The organism is Parasphingorhabdus sp. (genome assembly GCF_036963705.1).
GTDB lineage: Bacteria > Pseudomonadota > Alphaproteobacteria > Sphingomonadales > Sphingomonadaceae > Parasphingorhabdus.
In genome coordinates this window covers 1-3,066 of sequence record NZ_JBALUT010000056.1, presented here as the reverse complement: position 1 = coordinate 3,066, position 3,066 = coordinate 1, and the positions used below count along the sequence as shown (strand labels likewise).

Below are 3,066 nucleotides of genomic sequence, written 5' to 3'. Positions count from 1 at the left end.
TAACATAGATTTCAACCGAATAGGTCTTGCTGAAATATTGATATTGCAGCCATTCCAGCGCGAAAGCGGCTGCGGCAAGTAGCACGGCGTAGAGCAACAGGATTTTCAGGACAGGTTTCGATATCATGATCGGTGGGACGATCGGTGCGCACCAACCGCCCTATTTCTCCTCCAGCAAGTATTTCTTCCAGAATATCAGACTCGCCCAGAATTGATAATCGCCATTGGCCTTTTTGCGGAAGCCGTGGCCTTCATTTTCGGCCAGCAGATGCCAGGCGGGGCGACCGTTGGCGCGGACGGCGGCGATGACCTGATCGGCTTCGCTTGCCGGGACGCGGGGATCATTGGCGCCGGTGACAACCATCAGCGGGATCTTGATCTCGTTGGCGCGGAGCAGCGGGCTGATTTCTTCGAGCTTGGCGCGTTGCTCGGGGATACGTTCGTCGCCATATTCCACCCGTCTCAGATCGCGGCGATAGGCCTCTGTATTCTCCAGAAAAGTGACGAAACTCGAGATGCCGACCACTTCCAGCCCCGCTTTTAGTTTGCTGCCATAGCGGAGCATCGAAGCCAGGGTCATATAGCCGCCATAGCTGCCTCCCGTCACCGCGATCCGCTTGCGGTCGATCCGCTTGTCCTTGCGCAAATGGTCGAGAAATTCGCCGACGTCTAACACGCTATTCTCGCGCCGCCAAGGGCCGTTGTCGAGCGAAACGAATCTTTTGCCAAAGCCGGTTGAGCCGCGGACATTGGGATAGAATATCGCGATGCCCAGTTCGTTGATCAGATGATTGTCGCGCCCCAGAAAACGCGGTGTTGCCTGACCTTCCGGCCCGCCATGGATATTGATGATCAGCGGCCGCCTGCCTTTATGCCGGGCGGGGTCCGGTCGATAGAGAAATCCCGACATTTTCTCGCCGTCGAAGCTCTCGATCTCGACCAGTTCCGGTGCGACATTTTTCGCGGCGTCCAGCCCGCCGGTCTCGCTCCTGGTCCAGCGGGTGATGGCCAGCGTCTCGGGATTGATACTATAGGCATCGGTTCCGGTCTGGTTGCTGTTCAGCGTCAGGCCAAGCTCGCCCCAGGGCGCGAATTTGGCGCCGCTGATCACACCGGCCGGAAGCCCGTCTGCGGCGCGGACCTGGCCGCTTTTCATATCATAGAATTTGAGCACAGAGCGGCCGGCCTGATTGACTTCGAAGGCGATCCAGCGGCCGTCCGGGCTGATATCGAAATCGGTAATGTCCCAGATCTTCTCGTCGACCACCGGTTCAAACAACGAGGTTTCCAGATTGACGATGCCCAGCCGTTTAACGTCGCTGCCATCGTCCGATGCGGCCCAAAGCCTGCCGTCGGGGGCAAATTGCAGGCCCTCATAAGCGACCGGATTGCTGCTGTCGGTCAGCTTGCGGGAGACGCCCTTGGCGATGTCGATCAGATAGAGTTGATTGTCGGTAACCGAAACATAGTTGAACACCAGCAACTGCTTGTCATCGGGCGAGAAATCGATGGGGAACCAGCCGCCTCCGGTCGAGGCAACCAGCATCCGCGCGCTGTCCGGCCGCGCTGGGTTCATCAGATAGATGTCGTTATACAGGCCTGTGCGCTTGTTCGAGCCGAAGGCCAGCAGTTTCCCGCTGCTCGACCACGGGCCGAGGCTGTTGCGGCTCTTGCCGTCGGTGAGCAATTTCGGTTGCCCGTCATCGAGCGCGAAGATCTGGTGGACCTCGTTGCCGCCGCTGTCTTTCTGAAACAGCAGCGACGATCCGTCGGGGGCGTAGCGGGCGCTGCTGACCGGCTCGCTGGCGAAGGTCAGTTGCTCGCGTTGTGCCATTGGCGCCGCAACGCGGTGCAGCTGGCGGGTTTCGGCGAAGCGGGTGGCGATCAGCATAGCTTTGGTCCCGGGGTCCCAGTCGACGAAACTGGCGGTGCGATATTCCATATAGGGGCGGGTCTGGTCGACGATTGCCTGCGGGATATCGGGGACCTGATCGGCGACCAGAGCGGCCGGGCGAGGGGCTATGTCATTCGCTTCTGCCGCTGCTGCACCGCCGGTAAATACCGAAAATATAACGGCAATCTGCCAAGCTAACGCAAACCGCATATGAGACGCTCCCGATGTTTCTTTCGTCAAGCTTATGGACGAATGGTGTGAAAAGCAATTAGGGGTGGCTGATGTTCGATGGAAAATCTCCCTTTGTCCTGCTTGATGATGCCAGAGCCTCCGGTGCCGCGCCAGCGCGGCTTTACCGGGACCCGGTGGCGGTGATCCGGGCGGACAAAATGGAAGAATTGGAAGCATGTTTTGAGTCGCTCTCGCTGGCCCGGTCGGAGGGCAAGCATGTCGCTGGCTTTCTTTCTTATGAAGCGGGGCTGGCGCTCGAACCGCGATTGCGCGACCGGTTTCCTGCAGACATGCCGACGCCTTTGGCGTGGTTTGGAATATTTAAGGATTACAAGGAGTTAGATCCCCATGCGCTGGCCGAGCATCTGCCCGACCGCAATGGTGCCTGGCTGGGCAAATTTGTCCCTTTCGTGTCCCGCGACGCCTATAATGAGTCCTTTCGTGCCGTTCAGGACTATATTCGGGCCGGAGATATCTATCAGGCCAATCTCACTTTTCGCGCGGCGGCGGGCTATGCCGGTCATCCGCTGGCGCTATATGCCGCAATCCGCGACCGTGCGCAGGCCGGCTATGGCGGCGTAGTCTTCGACGGCCAAAACTGGATGCTGTCCTTCTCGCCGGAGCTATTCTTCGCACTGAAAGACGGCCGGATCACCGCCAAGCCGATGAAGGGCACCGCCGCAAGGGTTGCCGATCCCGAAGCGGACGCAAAAGTGCAGTCGCAATTGCTCGCCGACCCGAAACAGCGGGCGGAAAATCTGATGATCGTCGACCTGCTGCGCAACGACCTGTCGCGGGTGGCGGAGCAGGGCAGCGTGCATGTGCCGCAGCTGTTCCAGATCGAGACCTATCCGACCATCCACCAGATGACCTCGACCGTCACCGCACAATTGCAGGACGGGCTCGACGCGGTCGATGTCATCCGGCAGATTTTCCCCTGC

Annotated in this window: 2 protein-coding genes; one reads left to right on the top strand and one right to left on the bottom strand. The window is 59.3% G+C overall.

Features of this window, described 5'->3' with window-relative positions; translation table 11 throughout:
• Positions 1-160: 160 nt before the first annotated feature.
• Complete coding sequence (locus tag V7680_RS11870) at positions 161-2,104, bottom strand: S9 family peptidase (RefSeq protein WP_335653489.1); 1,944 nt, start codon at positions 2,102-2,104, stop codon at positions 161-163.
• A 71-nt stretch (positions 2,105-2,175) separates the two neighbouring features.
• Between V7680_RS11870 and V7680_RS11865 the strand changes: the two genes are divergently transcribed.
• On the top strand, positions 2,176-3,066 hold an 891-nt coding region (locus tag V7680_RS11865), incomplete at its 3' end, for a chorismate-binding protein (RefSeq protein WP_335653488.1).

What these genes read in the sequence shown, in the direction of transcription:
- V7680_RS11870 (WP_335653489.1), bottom strand. Translation starts at nt 2,104, where the DNA reads ATGCGGTTTGCGTTAGCTTGGCAGATTGCCGTTATATTTTCGGTATTT.